A 15153-nucleotide genomic window follows, 5' to 3' on the forward strand; every position below is an offset into this window, starting at 1 on the left:
TCACTCCTCGTTCGGGGCCGGCTCCAGCCGGATCGGGACGGACACGGCGCCGATCTCCGGCATCCGCGCGTTCTCGACGGGTCCGTTCACCTCGAACCTGGACGTACGGCGCAGCAGCTCCGCCAGCGCGACGCGCATCGACAGCCGCGCCAGCGGCATCCCCGCGCAGGCGTGCCGCCCGCGCCCGAAGGCCAGGTGCGCGGTGATGTTCGGGCGATCCAGGACGAACGCGTCCGGGTCGGGGAAGACCTCCTCGTCGCGGTTCGCCGAGGCGTACACGAGCGTGACGGGCTCGCCGGGCCGGATGCGCCGGCCGTGCAGCTCGATCTCCCGGGAGACGGTCCTGGCGAAGCCGCGGTACGGCGTGAACAGCCGCAGGAACTCCTCCAGAGCCGCGGGCAGCAGCTCGGGCCGCTCGCGCAGCCGCGCCTGCAACGCCTGGTCCTGCGACAGGTGCCGGCAGATGGAGCCGAGCAGGATCGGCGGCGCCACCATGCCCACGACCAGGCACTGGCGCAGCGCCCCGACGATGTGCTCGTCCTCCAGGGGCCGCCCGTCGGGCCGCTCTGCCAGCAGCGAGCTGGCCGGGTCCTCCTCCACCGGCCGCGGCTCGGCACGCCGGTCCCGTACGAGGTCACGGGCGATGCCGTACATGCGTTCGCTCGCCTCGTTGACCACCGGGCCGTCCATGGACCGCCAGGCCCGCACCCACCGGGCCGCCGTCGTGGCCAGCTCGGGGGCGATCTCCGGGTCGAGGTTGAGCCACTCGGTGGTGACCCAGGCGGGGAACTGCGCGCCGAACTCCTGCGCGATGTCACCGCCGCCGCGCTCGATCAGCGGGGTCAGCTCACGCGCCGCGTGCGCGCGCAGCCTCGGCTCCAGCCGCTCGATCCGGGCCCGCTGCAGGGTGCGGTCGAGCGCCCTGCGGTACGGCGTGTGCGCCGGCGCGTCGTAGTTCAGCGGCGGGCGGCGCAGGCCGCGCGGGTCGCTGGGCACGACGGCGCGAACCGAGGAGATGAACGTCACCGGGTCGCTCGCGGCGGCCGCCACGTCGGCGTGCCGGGTGAGCGCCCAGAACCCGCCGTAGCCACTGCTGTGCGCCACCGGGCACGTCCGCCGCAGCCGCGCGTACATGTCGAGGCTCTCGCCGGCCGTTTCCGCCTCGAACGGGTCGAAGTCGTCCTGCGTCATGACCTTCCTTCGTCAGAGCCGGAATCTCAGGCGGCGGGCGTGAACCGCAGCGGAACGGAGTTCGTTCCCCACTCCGCCCAGCGGGCCATCACGATCTCCCCGCCGACCTCGAACGACGCCGTCCTGGCCAGCGCCTCCTCCAGCGTCGTGATGAGCATCATGCGCGCCAGGGGCGCCCCCGGGCAGGTGTGGACGCCGCCGCCGAACGCCAGGTGCCGGGCCAGGTTCGGCCGGTCGAATCGGAAGCTCTCGCCGTCGGGGAAGACCCGTTCGTCCCGGTTGGCCGAGGTGTAGACCAGGGCGATCGGCTCGCCGGCCTTGATGAGCCGGCCGCCGATCTCGACGTCCTGGCGGGCCGTTCTGGCCATGCCGCGATAGGGGCCGTACAGGCGCAGGAACTCCTCGACCGCCGCCGGGATCCGCTCGGGGCGGGCGCGCAGCAGGTCCGCGAGCTCCGGGTCGCCGGCGAGGTGCACGAACATGTTGCCGATGAAGACGCTGGGCGCCACCATGCCGGTGACCAGCAGTTGCCGGACACAGCCCAGGATCATGTCGGCGGGCAGCGGCCGCCCTTCGTACCCGGCCGCCATGAGGGCGCTGGTCAGGTCGTCGCGAGGGTCCATCGGGCTGCCGGCGCGCTCGTCGATGACGGCCTGGGCGATCTGGTACAGTCTCCGGCTCAGACGTACGACGTTTTCTGTGTCGACGATCTGGATAGCCGCCACATATTCGGCACTGATCTCCTTGATCAGCGCGGACAGTTCCGTCGGCAGGTTGAAGAACGCGGCGAACACGTGCGCCGGGAACTTCTGCGCATAGTCCACCGAGACGTCCCCCTCGCCGGCCTCGACGAGGGGCTCCAGGAGCTGAACCGCGTACTGCCGGACCCGCGGCTCGATCGCGGCCATCTTCTCCCTGGTGAAGAAGCGGTTGATCACCTTGCGGTAGGCGGTGTGCTCCGGCGGGTCGAAGTGCAGGGGCGGACGTCTGCCGGTGAAGGCGAACTTCGGCACCGTGTTCTGCACCGACGTGGTGAACACGTCGCGGCTCTCCAGGACGTGCTTGACGTCCTCGTGCCGGAACAGCGCCCAGAAGCCGCCGTCGTAGGTGTCGCTGTGCGCCACCGGGCAGCTCGTGCGCATCTCCTTGTAGAGCGCGTGGGCGCTGGTGAAGGTCTCGGGGGCGCGCGGGTCGAAGTCGTGCGTGAGCTCGCGATCCGGGGCGGCGTCCTGGTGGGGCGCGGTCATCACGACTCCCTTTCGGCGTGTCGGCAAGGCGCGGCGCAGGGGCACGCCACCCCCAGAACAATAGACATTTATGTCATCGATCGTCAACGAACACGACACTCATCGCCCCGGGCGTCGAGTCGTCAGTCGTCGAGTTCGCGGCCGAGCCGGTGCAGCCTGAGCGCCAGCTGCACCTCCAGGGTGTGATCCGGGCTGTTCCAGTCCATGCCGAGCAGGCGCCGGACCCGGTCGAGGCGCTGGGTGACGGTGTTCGGGTGGATGTGCAGCCGCTTGGCGCTGGCGACGAGGCTCTGCCCGGTGGCGAAGTAGGCTTCGAGCGTCTCCATCAGCGCGGTCGAGCGCTGTTCGTCGTGCCGGATGACCGGTCCCAGCGTCCGCGCCACGAACCGGACCGCGGACGCGCCGTCGCCCAGCAGCAGTCCGGCGTACCCGAGGTCGGCGGCCGTGGCGGCGACGCCCACCCGTTCGAGCCGGAGCAGGGCCTGCGCGCACGCCAGCGCCTCCGCGTAGGCGGCGGGCAGGTCGGCCGGATCGTCGACCGGTCCCGCCGCGCCGACCGTGACCGGCGACCCCAGCCGCATGGTCATCGAGCGGGCTGTCCGGCGGCCCGTCAGCGACGGATCGTCGGAGGGGATGACCAGGATCGCCTGACCGTCCCGTACCGTGCTCAGGCCGTCGCTCGCGGCGGCGAGATCGGACGCCACGGAGGCGAGGCTCTGCCGGTTCTCCGCCCGGATGTGCGCGACGACGACGGCATGCCGCTTCTGGGGCTGGTAGCCGATCCGCAGGGCGCGCTCGGCCAGCGAGGAGTACGTGCGCGGGGTGGGCGTGAGGAGGTCGTCGAGCAGCTCGCCGCGCACCCTGGCCTCCGCGGCGGCGAGGTTGCGGCTGAACAGCTGGAGCAGCGAGGCGACGACCGCCGCGCGGGCGAGCAGCCGCCTGTCCAGGTCGCCGACCTCGGTGGACGCGACCGGTGGCTCCCAGACCAGGGTGCCGAGATTCTCGGTGCCGGCCACCAGGCCGGTGACCCAGTACGCCCCGTCGTGCGCGCCGCCCGCCGCGACGGACATCGCCTTCAGGACCTCCTCGGGCGCCCGGGGGGTCCAGGCGACGGGCGTCTCGAACTCGTCGAAGATGGCGAGCACGCCGCCGAGTTGATCACCCGCCGCGGTCACGACCTCCTGCACGCCGCCGCCCCGCAGCACGATGGCCATGCTCTGGTCGTGCGCCGCGACCGCCCTCTCCTGGTCGACCGTACGCTGCCGGAGAGCCTCGTTCGCCTGCCGCAGGGCCGTCAGGGTCTGATCCCGGTCATACCTCGACCGCGCCTGCTCGATGGCGGTCGCGGCGAGGGCGGCGAAGGAGCCCAGGAGCGCGATGGCGTCGTGGGAGAACCAGCCCGGCGTGCGGTTGGCGGCGAACAGGACCCCGATGACGGCGCTGGTGCGCAACGGTACGCCGACGATCGACAGCTGCCGCTCCGCCCTGACCGAGGCGTCGACGACCGGATCGTGCGTCAGCCGTTCGTCGCTGAAGTAGTCGGGCGTGGAGAAGGGCGTGCCGGTGGCGGCGACCCGGCCGCCGATGCCGATCCCGAACGGGATCCGCACGTCCCTCCAGGCCGAGGAGGTCGCACCGACCATCACCTGCATGCAGGTCACCCGGGCCGCGTTGTCGTTCAGGCTCAGGTACGCCATGTCGCAGCCGAGCAGCCGCTGCGCCTGACTCACGATCAGGCTCAGGATCGTGTCGGGGTCGCTGCGGTCCTCGGCCAGCTCCTTCGCGCACTCGACCAGCGCCCGCTGCTGTTCCTGCCGGCTGCGCCGTTTCTCCAGCGTGTCGCGGAGTTGGAGAGCGAGCGTGTGCTCGGCGTGCAGGTCCGCCACCTCGGCGGGTGAGGCGGCGTTCGCGACCGCGTCGTGCAGGACCTCGTCGTAGTGGGGCAGCGGTGCCTCGTCGACGAGAAGCTGGAGGAAACTGCGCCTGTTCACAACCCTTGCTCCCGTCCACGCGGGCTCGTCCGCAGGACTCGTCCGATGATGCGGACGCCGTTCGACCGCCGCGTGATCGATGACTTTGTCCATCGTTGTAGCATTCGCGCACCCACAGTGAGCAATAGTCAAGACCCTGGGGAGCGCGAATCCAGGCGGCGGCGAGCGGACGGCTCGACGGTCAGGCAGGGGTGTCGACGGACTTCCTGGGTTCGGCGGCCACCTCTCCGGATTCGGCGGCCGCCCGCCGGGAGGCCAGCAGGTGCCGGGCCGTTCCCCAGATGCCCCGGCGGAACAGCAGCACGACCACGATGAAGATCGAGCCCGTGATGATCCCGGTCTCCGCGAACCCGGCGGTGGCCAGGAAGTCCTGGAGCTGAACGACCAGGGCCGCGCCGATGGCGCCGCCCCACAGCGTGCCGATCCCGCCGAGGATGACCATCATCACGGCCTGCCCGGAGGTGGTCCAGTAGACGCCCTCGAGTGAGGCGAAGCCGTGGCCGATGGCGAAGACTCCCCCGGCCATCCCGGAGAGCGCGGCGGACAGGACGAAGGCCAGGAGCCGGTAGCGGTCGACGGGGTAGCCGAGGGCGCGCGCCCGGTCCGGGTTGGCGCGGATGGACACCAGCACCCGGCCGAACGGCGAGCGTACGATGCGCCAGGCGGCGAACAGCCCGGCCAGCACGAACGGCAGGCCCGCGTAGTAGAAGAAGAACGAGTCGGACAGGTCGAGTCCGAACAGCTCCCGGGGGATGCCCTGCAGGCCGTTCTCCCCGCCGGTCACGTCCCGCCACTGGTTGGCGATGAAGTACGTCATCTGGGCGAAGGCCAGGGTGACCATGGCGAAGTAGATGCCGCTGAGCCGTACCGACAGATAGCCGATCGGCAGCGCCAGCAGTGCCGCGAACGCCGCGCCGCCGAGGATCGCAACCGGGAACGGCAGCCCGGTGTGCAGCGCGATCAGGCCGGTGCAGTAGGCCGATCCGCCCCAGAACGCGGCGTGCCCGAACGACAGCAGCCCGGTGAAGCCCAGCAGCAGGTCCACCGCCGCGGCGAACAGCGCCCAGCAGGCGATGTCCAGCGCCACCGGCGGATAGATCATCCAGGGCAGGACGAGGGCCGCGAACAGCCCGGCGACCAGGAGCAGCAGCCCGCCTCGGCCCGATCGGGCCAGCCTGGACATGATCACCGGAACGCCTCCTGCTGTCCGAACAGCCCGGCCGGGCGCCACAGCAGCACCGCGGCCATGAGGATGAACACCATGGTCTGGGAGAGCGCGGGCACGTACAGGTTCCCCAGGGCCGACACCAGCCCGACGGCGAACCCGGCGGCGACCGAGCCGAACACCGAGCCCAGACCGCCGATCACCACCACCGCGAAGACGGTGATGATCAGGTCGGCGCCCATCAGCGGGTTGACCGCCCGCATCGGCGCGGCCAGCACCCCGGCGAACGCGGCCAGCGCGACCCCGAAGCCGAACACGGGGGTCACCCACCGGCCCACGTCGATGCCCAGCGCCCGCGTCAGCTCGGGCCGCTCGGTCGCGGCCCGGACGATCATCCCGACGCGGGTACGGGTGAGGACCACCCACACCGCGACGCACACCAGCGCCGACACCGCCAGTACGAACACCTGGTAGGCGGGGTAGGTGAACAGCCCCAGGTCGATCGTGCCGCCCAGCTCCGGCGGCCGTGGGTACGGCTGGGAGCTCACCCCGTACTCCCGCTTCACCAGGTCCTGCAGGATGAGCGCCAGCCCGAAGGTGAACAGGAAGCCGTAGAGGGGGTCCAGCGGGGTCAGCCGGCGGATGAACAACCGTTCCAGGACGACCCCGGCCAGGCCCAGCAGCGGCGGCACCAGCAGCAGGGCCGCCCAGAAGTTCAGGCCGAAGGAGTCGAGCGCGATGAACGCCCCGAAGGCGCCCAGCATGTAGAACGCGCCATGAGCCAGGTTGACCACGCCGAGCATCCCGAAGATGACCGCCAGGCCGAGGGCGAGCAGGGCGTAGAACGCCCCGCCCACCAACCCGTTGAACGCCTGCTGGAGCACGCCGGCCGCCTACAGCTTGCAGGCGGGGTCGGGCTGCGGCTGGAACGCCTCCGCCGCCGGGATGGTCTTGAGGATCTTGACGTAGTCCCACGGCTCCTTGACCTCGGCGGACGGCTTCACCTCCGCCAGGTAGGCGTCGTGCAGCAGCAGGTGGTCCTGGGCGCGGATGGTGCCGTTGCGGGCGAACATGTCCTCCACCTTGTAGCCCTCGAGCTGCTTGACCACCTCGTCGGAGTTGTCGGTGCCGGCGCGCTGGACGGCCTCCAGGTACTGCAGGGCGGCCGAGTAGTTGGCGGCGTGGTTGGCGGTGGGCCGCTTGCCGGTCTTGGCCTGGAACCTGTCGGCCCAGGCGCGGCTCTTGTCGTCGGTGTTCCAGTACCACGAGTCGGTGTAGCGGGTGCCCGCCAGCGCGTCCGGGCCGAGTGAGTGGATGTCGGTGAGGCCCAGCAGCCCGATCGCGAGACCCACGCCCTTGTCGCGCAGCTTGTACTCGTTGTACTGCTTCACCAGGTTGACCAGGTCACCGCCGGCCTGCATGGTGCCGAGCACCTGGGGCTTGGGGTCCAGGTTCGACGCCTTGAGCAGGAACGTGGCGAAGTTGTCGTTGGGGAACGGCGTCGGGTCGGACTCGACCACGCTGCCGCCGGCCGCCTTGATCGCCTCGCCGAAGGTCTTCTGCATGTCCTGCCCGAACGCGTAGTCGGGGTAGACGATGTACCAGTTCTTCGCGCCGTCCTTGGTGACCTCGGTGCCGGTGCCGTGGGCCAGCATGTAGCTGTTGTAGCTGTAGTGGAAGGTGTACTTGTTGCACGACTTGCCTTCCAGCTCGGTGCTGGCGGCGCCGACGTCGATGAAGACCTTCTTCTTGTTCTTGGCGACGGTGGCGACGGCGAGCGCGGCCGAGGAGGTCGGCACGTCCAGGATGACGTCGGCCTGCTGCCGGTCGTAGAGCTCCTGCGCCTTGGAGTTGGCGATCTCCGGCTTGTTCTGGTGGTCGGCGGCCTCCACCACGATCTCCTTGGCCACCGCCTTGTCACCGTGCTTGGCCCGATAGTCGTCCGCCGCCATCTTGACGGACTCGATCGTCTCCTTGCCGGAGGTCGCGGAGTAGATGCCCGACTGGTCGTTCAGCACGGCCAGCACCACCTTGTCGTCACTGATCTTCCCGCCGCCGCCTCCCGGCCCGCCCGCGCACCCGGTCAGCAGCAACCCCGTGGCGGCCAGGCAGCCGCTCCAGCCCGTGACTCTCATTCAGGCATCTCCTCTATTTCCACGATCATGGCCGTCGTCAGATTCCGAGGTAATCGAGCAGCTCGTGCTCGCGTTCGCGGACCTGCTCGTTGTCCAGCGATTCGACGATCCGGCCCTCGGCCAGCAGGTAGTGGCGGTCGGCGACGGTCGCGGCGAAGTGCACGTTCTGCTCGATGAGCAGGACGGTCACCCCGGCCGCCTTGACCTCGCGCAGGATCTCGCCGATCTGCTGGACGATCAGCGGCGACAGGCCCTCGGTGGGCTCGTCGCACAGCAGCAGCCGGGCGCCCGTGCGCAGCACCCGGGCGAGCGCGAGCATCTGCTGCTCGCCGCCCGACAGCTTCGTCCCGGGGAAGCGCCGCCGCTCGCGCAGCGCCGGGAACGTCTCGTACACCCGCTTCAGCGGCCACGGCTCCGAGCCGGTCTTGTTGACGGGCGGCAGCAGCAGGTTCTCCTCCACCGACAAGGTGGCGTAGATGCCCCGGTCGTCCGGGACGAAGCCCAGGCCGCGCCGGGCTCTGCGGTGGGGGCCGAGGCCGGTGACGTCCTCCCCGGACAGCGAGATCGTGCCCGTCGTCCTGCCGTACGAGCCGTGCAGTCCCATCAGGCAGCGCAGCAGCGTCGTCTTGCCGGCGCCGTTGCGGCCGACCAGCGTGACGATCTCGCCCTCGTCGACCCGCATCGACACCTCGCGCAGCGCCTGCGCCTCGCCGTACCACGCCGACAGCCGGTCAACGATCAACATGGGAGTCTCCGAGGTAGGCGGTGATGACCCGCGGGTCGTGGCGGATCTCGGCGTACGGACCCTCGGCCAGCACCTTGCCGTGCTGCAGGACGGTCACCCGGTCGGCGAGGCTGGCGACCACGCTCATGTTGTGCTCGACCAGGACCACGGTGCGGCCCGCGCGGATCTTGCGGATGAGCTCGATGGTGCGGTCCACGTCCTCCACGCCCATCCCGGCGGTCGGCTCGTCGAGCAGCAGCACCCGGGGCTCCAGCGCCAGGGCGAGCGCCAGCTCCAGCGCGCGCTTCCTCCCGTACGGCAGCGAGCCCGCCTGGACCTCGCCGTGGCCGGCCAGCCCGACCTCGTCGAGCAGTTCCTCCGCGCGTCCGGTGAAGCGGGCCAGCGCCCGGTCCGAGCGCCAGAACCGCCAGCCCAGGCCGGTGCCGCTGGCCAGCGCCAGCTCCACGTGCTGGCGCGGGGTCAGCTCGGCGAACAGGCTGGTGATCTGGAACGAGCGCGCCACGCCCAGCCGGGTGATCGCCTCGGGGCTCCGCCCGGCCAGCTCTCCGCGCGCCGCCAGGACCACGCTGCCCGCGGTCGGCTTGAGGAAGCCGGTCAGCAGGTTGAACAGGGTGGTCTTGCCGGCCCCGTTGGGACCCACCAGCGCGTGCACGCCGCCCTCGGCCACGTCCAGGTCCACGCCGTCCACGGCCAGGAAGCCGCGGAACTCCCTGCTCAGCCCACGCACCTTCAGAATGGGTCCGGACTGACCGGGAACGGCCTGAGCGGGGACGGGCTGAGCGGGGACGGATCCGCCCGGGGCGACACCGTGCCCGCTCCCCGTCGGATCTACTCCCATGCGCCCTCCTCGCGCGTCAGGCGGGACCTGAGCCGCGCCCGGGCCGCCGTAACCGTGAACGCTAGGTGTCATCCGGGCCAATGGACCAGGTGACTCCGGCACATATTCCGGCGGCCCGCTATGAGGCCGGGCACATGAGGAAGAAATTCCCCGGAGCCGTGTCGATTCCGGCGGCGCGCGATCGACGCATGGGTGAAAGGACAGGCAAGGAGCACGGAGGAGATGTGATGAGCACCGTAGTGATGCACAACGTCGTGTCGGTGGACGGCTTCATCGCCGACGCGAACGATGAGATCGGCCCGCTGTTCGACTGGTACTTCAACGGCGACGTCGACCTCGTCGACGGCGGCGGGATAAAGGTCTCACGGACCTCGGCCGACTACGTCCGGCCGTTGTGGGCGAATATCGGGTCGATGGTGATCGGGCGTCACCTGTTCGACATGACCAACGGCTGGGACGGGTCGCCGCCTACGGGCGAGCACGTCGTCGTGGTGTCCCACCGGCCCAAGCCCGATGGATGGCACCCTGAGGCGTCCTACCACTTCGTCGACGACGTGACCCAGGCGATCGCCAAGGCCAGGGAGCTCGCGGGAGAGCGCACCGTCGCCGTGGCGGCGGGCGAGGTCGGCGGTCAGGCCTTCGGTCTCGGCCTGGTGGACGAGGTGGCGATGGACGTCGTGCCCGTGGTCTTCGGCTCGGGCAAGCGCTACTTCGGGTCGGTCGACGCCCAGCACCTGCTGGAGGACCCGCACGTGGTGATCCAGGGCGACCGGGTGCTGCACCTGCTCTACCGGGTCCGCCGTTAGCGGGCGCGGCGTCCCCTACCACGGGACGGGCGTGCCGTCCCAGGAGAAGAACTCGCCGGAGGGCCCGTCGTCAGGCAGCAGCGCGAGCCGGACCGCGCCCGCCGCGGCCTCGGCCGGGTCGCCGCCGCCGGCGGCGGCACGGGCGTTGAGGTCGGTCCGGCGCAGGCCCGGAGCGAGCACGTTGGCCTTGACGCCCTCGTCCGCCAGGGTGTGGGCGTAGTACACCGTCAGGGCGTTCAGCGCCGCCTTGGACGACCGGTAGGCGGCGTAGGCGCCCTGATGCGGGAACTGCGGCCCGGTGCTCCAGGTCAGCGAGCCGGTGCCGCTGGAGACGTTCACGATCCGGGGGTGCGCGGACCGGCGCAGCGCGGGCAGGAAGGCGTTGGTCACCGTGAGGACCCCGAAGACGTTCGTCTCGTAGACGCGGCGGAGGGTGTCGAGGTCCTCGTGGTCCGGGGTCTGGTCAGCGCCGGAGATTCCGGCGTTGTTGACCAGGATGTCCAGCGTGTCGACCTGCCGGGCGGCGTCGGCGACGCCGGCCGCGTCCGTGACGTCGATGACGAGCGGCCGGACGTCGCCGCCGATCTCCTCGGCGGCGCGCTCGCCGCGCCCGGCGTCGCGCGAGCCGACGTAGACGGTGAGGCCCGCGCCGGCGAGTTGGCGCGCGATCTCCTTGCCGATGCCCTTGTTGGCGCCGGTGACCAATGCGATCGAGTTGTCCATGCCGTCGAGGGTGCCGCCGCGCCCGTCGCCGCGCATCCTGCAGTCTCTGGCGGGCGCGCTCCGGCTGGCGCCCGCCGAGCGGACGCACCTGTTCCGGCTGGCCGGCGTGGCTCCGGAGCCGCCCGCCGGACCGCCGCGGGAGGTCCAGCCGTACGTGGCGGGCCTGCTGCACCGCATCCCGGGCACCGCGGTCGTCGTCACCGCGGCCGGCTACGACGTGATCGCCTGGAACCCGCTCGCCGAAGCGCTGCTCGGCGACCTCCGCAGCCGGCCCAACCTGGCCCGGCGGCGCTTCCTGGACCGCGATGAGGTGCTGACCACGGGCCATGAGGACTTCGGCGAGATCGCGGTGGCACGGCTGCGGGCCGCCGCCGACCGTTATCCCCGCGACAGGGCCCTCGCCGTCCTGCTGGCCGAGCTCCGGACGGGCAGCGCGGAGTTCGACGAGATCTGGGCCACCAACCCGGTGCGCGCGCCCGGCCATCGGACGAAGACGATGACGCATCCCGAGCTCGGCCGGCTCCACATCAACTGCGACATCCTCACGGTTCCGGACGACGACCAGCAGGTGGTGTTCATGACCGCCGACCCGGACACCCCGACCGCCCGCGCCCTGCACCACCTCGCCACCCACGTCGCCTGAGCAGCCCGCCTTTGCCGGTTCGGCAACAGGGTTTGCCCCCTGAGGGAAGCCGGGGTGAGGATCTCCTCGTCTTACACCCGAACCGGCGAACAGGACCTTCCTTGAACATTTTCGTCACCGGCGCGAGCGGCCTCATCGGCGGCACCGTCGCCGCGCGGCTGATCGAATCCGGCCATGCCGTCACCGGCCTGATCCGCGACGAGTCCAGGGCCGGGGCCCTCAGCGGCCTGGGCATCGAGCCGGTGGTGGGCACCCTGGACGACGCGGAGTCGCTCGCCCGGCTGGCCCGCCGCGCGGACGCCGTCGTCAACGCCGCCGACAGCGATCATCGCGGCGCCGTCGAAACCCTCGTCACCGCCCTGGCCGGCTCGGGCAAGCCCCTGCTCCACACCAGCGGCTCCGGCTTCGTCGCCACCGGCACGACCGGCGAACGATCGGAGGACGTGTTCGGCGAGGACGCCCTCGCCGGCTGGGTGCCGGACCATCCGGTCCGCGCGGCACGCGTCGCCATCGACCGGCTGGTGCTGGCCGCCGCCGAGCAGGACGTGCGCTCGGTCGTGCTCTGCAACAGCCTCGTCTACGGGCAGGGCAGGGTTCCGGGCCGCCAGAGCGTGCTGATCGACGCGCTGATCCGCCAGGCGCACTCGGACGGCGTCGTCCGCCACGTCGGCGCGGGCCGCAACATCTGGTCCAACGTCCACGTCGACGACCTGGCCGACCTGTACGCCCTCGCCCTGGAGAAGTCCCCTGCCGGCACGTTCTACTTCGTCGAGAGCGGTGAGGAGTCCTTCGGTGCGATGGCCTCGGCCCTGGCCGGCGCCCTCGGCATGCCCGCCCCGCGGCCCTGGGACCCCTCCTCCCCCGGCAACCTCTGGGACCCGGGATTCGCCGCGCACGCCCTGGGCTCCAACAGCCGCGTGCGCGGCGCCCGCGCACGCGATCTTCTCGGCTGGAGTCCCCGGCACCACTCCGTCGTCGAGTGGATCGCCGGTGCCGGCCTGCGCGCTGCCGCGCCGTAGGCCGGTCAGGTCGCCGCAGGTGGCGTGGCGGCCTTGTTCCTGGCGCGTTGGTGGCGGGTGAGCTGCTGGAGGGTGGCCTTGAAGGCGGCGTACCGGTCGGCGCCGAGAGCCTCCGCGTAGCGCTGTTCGATGGCGGCGATGATGGCGCGGACCTTGGCGATCTCGTCCAGGGCGCGGTCGGTCGGAACGATGAGCTTGGCGCGGCGGTCGGCGGGGTCGGGCCGCCGGGTGACGTAGCCGAGGCGGGTGAGCTCGTCGGTGATGGTGCCGACGATCTGCTTGTGCTGGCCGGACCTGGCCGACAGGTCGGTCGCGCGGATGCCGCCCGGGTCGAGGAAGGCCAGGACGGATCCGTGCCGCGGGCTCACCTCGGGGTGTCCCTGTTCGGCGAGGGCGCGGAAGAGCTCCTCTTGGATCGCGCGCATCAGCTGACCTGTGAGCATGCCCAGGTCCGGGCCTTCGTCGGTGACGCCCATGGGGATCCTCCGAAATTTAGTCACGATCATTGACTATCAATGATCGTGAGTATATCGTGAGTTTCAACACCCCGGCACACCCGACCATCCGACAGGGAGCCCCATCATGACCGGATCAGGGAGCACCTCCACCGCCGAGCGCCGGCTGCGCGCACGCTTCGACGGCGCCTTACACCTCCCCGGCGACGCCGGATACGACCGGCTCCGGCGCTCGGCGTTCACGCCGGTCGACCCACGACCCGCGCTGGTGGCCGAGGCGAGCGGCGTCCAGGACGTACAGGCCGCGGTGGTGGCGGCCAGGGACGCCGGCCTGCCGCTGGCCGTGCAGGCGACCGGGCACGGCACCCACGCGCCCTGCGACGGCGGCCTGCTGCTGCGCACCTCCCGGATGGACCGGGGGTTCCTCGATCCGCGCCGGCGCGTCGCCCGCGTCGGCCCCGGCGCCCGATGGGGCCAGGTCATCACGGCCGCCCAGCCGTTCGGCCTGGCCCCGCTGTCGGGGTCGCACGCCGACGTCGGCGTGACCGGCTACACCCTTGGCGGGGGACTGAGCTGGCTGTCGCGCGCGTTCGGCTTCGCCGCCGACAGCGTGCTGCGCGCCCAGGTCGTCACGGCCGACGGACGGCTCGTGACCGCCACTCCTGACAGCCACCCCGATCTGCACTGGGCGCTGCGCGGCGGCGGCGGCAACTTCGGCGTGGTGACCTCGCTGGAGTTCCGGCTGCACCCGGTGGCCCGGGTCGTCGCGGGCACCGCCTGTTTCCCGGCCGAACGCGCCGGCGAGATCGTGACCCGCTACCGCGACCTGCTCGCCGGCCTGCCCGACGAGCTCAGCACCGCGCTGGTGCTGACCTCGATGCCCGACGATCCTCAGCTGCCCGCTCCGGTGCGCGGCCGCCGCGTCCTGCAGCTCAAGGCGATGTACGCGGGCGACGCCGGCCAGGCCCGGCGGCTGCTACGACCGCTGTGGCGGACCGCGGGCCCGGCTCTCACCGAGGAATTCCGCACCATGCCGTACGCCGAGGCGTCCCTGGGCGGCACCGCCCCCGCCCAGGTCGAGCTGCTCAAGGAGCTGCCGGACGAGGCGATCGCGGCGATCATGCGGGTCGCCGGGCCGGACGACGGACCGGCCGTGGAGATCCGGCACTGGGGCGGAATCATGGGCCGCCCAGGCCCCGGCGCCGGCCCGGCCGGCCACCGCGCCACCCGGCTGTCAGTGATCGCCGACACCGCGTCCCCGGCCCTGGCCGACGCCCTGCGCCCGCACACCAGCGGCGGCGCGTTCCTGAACTTCCTGCACGACCCCACCCGGACCGCGGAGGCCTACACCGAGGCCGACCACCGACGGCTGACCACCGTCAAACGCCGCTACGACCCCTTCAACGCGTTCGGCGTCACGCACAACATCCCGCCCGCCTCACCGGCCTCGCCCGCCGCCGCGATCGCCTGAGCCGGTTTGCGGGTCAGCAGGTCGACGGCCGGGAACCCGCGCACGGTGTCCTCCCCCGGGGCGTACACCAGTCTGGCCACCTCGTCCAGCCCGTGCTCACCCAGCAGGCCGGCGACCCGGTCGGGTGACCATCGGTAGGCGAGCGCCACCCGGTGGTCGTACGCCTCCGCCGGCTCGGCAGGCTCGTCATGTGCGACGAAACTGAGCATCAGATGACCACCTGGAGCGAGCACCCGCGAGAACTCCGCGATGATCTCCGGCAGCCGCTCCGGCGGGGTGTGGATGATCGAGTACCGCGAGAGGACCCCACCGAGAGCGCCGTCCGGCACGTCCAGCGCGGCCATCGTCCCCACCTCGAACCGCAGCCCCGGGTACGCCTGACGAGCCAGCGCGATCATCTCCGGGGCCAGGTCGACGCCGAACGCGTCCACGCCGAGGGCGTGCAGGTGACCCGTCGCATACCCGGGGCCGCACCCGACGTCGGCGACCGGCCCGCCGCCCCGGACGAGCGCGGCGAAGGCGTCGAGCATCGCCCGCTGCAGCGGCGCGGTCTCCAGGGTCGCGCTGAACGCCTCGGCATACTGGGCGGCGACCGCGTCGTAGGAGTCACGGGTGGTACGCACGAAGTCCGGTTCGATCATGGCCGGGCATCGTATCCCACGGCCCCGACCGAATCAGACGGCTACCGGAATTGTCCGTAGTGCTCCGGCCTTCAGGCCGGGGG

Annotated in this window: 15 protein-coding genes; 4 read left to right on the forward strand and 11 right to left on the reverse strand. The window is 71.6% G+C overall.

The window, feature by feature from the left end:
- The 8 genes from ACIBQX_RS01275 to ACIBQX_RS01310 all read right to left on the reverse strand — a co-directional run bounded on the left by ACIBQX_RS01275 (position 1) and on the right by ACIBQX_RS01310 (position 9312).
- Complete coding sequence (locus tag ACIBQX_RS01275) at positions 1-1191, reverse strand: cytochrome P450 (RefSeq protein WP_396999352.1); 1191 nt, start codon at positions 1189-1191, stop codon at positions 1-3.
- Between the two features lie 26 nt (positions 1192-1217).
- Positions 1218-2438, reverse strand: coding sequence for a cytochrome P450 (locus ACIBQX_RS01280; protein WP_396999353.1), 1221 nt, complete (start codon positions 2436-2438; stop codon positions 1218-1220).
- Between the two features lie 122 nt (positions 2439-2560).
- Positions 2561-4429: a helix-turn-helix domain-containing protein gene (locus ACIBQX_RS01285; RefSeq protein WP_396999354.1), complete on the reverse strand. Its 1869-nt coding sequence runs from the start codon at positions 4427-4429 to the stop codon at positions 2561-2563.
- 181 nt (positions 4430-4610) lie between these two features.
- Complete coding sequence (locus ACIBQX_RS01290) at positions 4611-5612, reverse strand: branched-chain amino acid ABC transporter permease (protein ID WP_397001503.1); 1002 nt, start codon at positions 5610-5612, stop codon at positions 4611-4613.
- Positions 5613-5614: 2 nt separating this feature from the next.
- On the reverse strand, positions 5615-6478 hold the full coding sequence (locus tag ACIBQX_RS01295) for a branched-chain amino acid ABC transporter permease (RefSeq protein WP_396999355.1): 864 nt from the start codon (positions 6476-6478) through the stop codon (positions 5615-5617).
- 9 nt (positions 6479-6487) lie between these two features.
- A complete protein-coding gene (locus ACIBQX_RS01300; protein ID WP_396999356.1) occupies positions 6488-7729 on the reverse strand; it encodes an ABC transporter substrate-binding protein in 1242 nt (413 codons plus the stop codon).
- 37 nt (positions 7730-7766) lie between these two features.
- Entirely contained in the window at positions 7767-8474 is a 708-nt protein-coding gene (locus ACIBQX_RS01305) for an ABC transporter ATP-binding protein (protein ID WP_396999357.1), read from the reverse strand.
- Positions 8461-9312, reverse strand: coding sequence for an ABC transporter ATP-binding protein (locus ACIBQX_RS01310; protein WP_396999358.1), 852 nt, complete (start codon positions 9310-9312; stop codon positions 8461-8463). The genes ACIBQX_RS01305 and ACIBQX_RS01310 overlap by 14 nt, the downstream gene beginning before the upstream one ends.
- A gap of 227 nt (positions 9313-9539) precedes the next feature.
- Between ACIBQX_RS01310 and ACIBQX_RS01315 the strand changes: the two genes are divergently transcribed.
- Entirely contained in the window at positions 9540-10118 is a 579-nt protein-coding gene (locus tag ACIBQX_RS01315) for a dihydrofolate reductase family protein (protein ID WP_396999359.1), read from the forward strand.
- A 15-nt stretch (positions 10119-10133) separates the two neighbouring features.
- On the opposite strand, the gene ACIBQX_RS01320 is transcribed toward ACIBQX_RS01315, so the two are convergent.
- Positions 10134-10841 carry an SDR family oxidoreductase gene (locus tag ACIBQX_RS01320; RefSeq protein ID WP_396999360.1) on the reverse strand — a complete coding sequence of 236 codons (708 nt, stop codon included), beginning with the start codon at positions 10839-10841 and terminating at the stop codon, positions 10134-10136.
- On the opposite strand from ACIBQX_RS01320, the gene ACIBQX_RS01325 reads away from it, so the two are divergent.
- Positions 10840-11484 (forward strand): transcriptional regulator, encoded by a 645-nt coding sequence (locus tag ACIBQX_RS01325; RefSeq protein WP_396999361.1) that lies wholly within the window; start codon positions 10840-10842, stop codon positions 11482-11484. The two genes, ACIBQX_RS01320 and ACIBQX_RS01325, sit on opposite strands and share 2 nt — an antisense overlap.
- A 101-nt stretch (positions 11485-11585) precedes the next feature.
- Positions 11586-12503: an NAD-dependent epimerase/dehydratase family protein gene (locus ACIBQX_RS01330; RefSeq protein ID WP_396999362.1), complete on the forward strand. Its 918-nt coding sequence runs from the start codon at positions 11586-11588 to the stop codon at positions 12501-12503.
- 5 nt (positions 12504-12508) lie between these two features.
- Here the strand turns inward: ACIBQX_RS01330 and ACIBQX_RS01335 are convergent, their stop codons facing one another.
- Positions 12509-13003 carry a MarR family winged helix-turn-helix transcriptional regulator gene (locus ACIBQX_RS01335; protein WP_396999363.1) on the reverse strand — a complete coding sequence of 165 codons (495 nt, stop codon included), beginning with the start codon at positions 13001-13003 and terminating at the stop codon, positions 12509-12511.
- Positions 13004-13085: 82 nt separating this feature from the next.
- Between ACIBQX_RS01335 and ACIBQX_RS01340 the strand changes: the two genes are divergently transcribed.
- Complete coding sequence (locus tag ACIBQX_RS01340) at positions 13086-14429, forward strand: FAD-binding oxidoreductase (RefSeq protein WP_396999364.1); 1344 nt, start codon at positions 13086-13088, stop codon at positions 14427-14429.
- On the opposite strand, the gene ACIBQX_RS01345 is transcribed toward ACIBQX_RS01340, so the two are convergent.
- Positions 14348-15070: a class I SAM-dependent DNA methyltransferase gene (locus ACIBQX_RS01345; RefSeq protein ID WP_396999365.1), complete on the reverse strand. Its 723-nt coding sequence runs from the start codon at positions 15068-15070 to the stop codon at positions 14348-14350. The genes ACIBQX_RS01340 and ACIBQX_RS01345 overlap by 82 nt on opposite strands.
- Between the last annotated feature and the right edge of the window lie 83 nt (positions 15071-15153).

The organism is Nonomuraea sp. NPDC049714 (genome assembly GCF_044465295.1).
Classification (GTDB): Bacteria; Actinomycetota; Actinomycetes; order Streptosporangiales; family Streptosporangiaceae; genus Nonomuraea.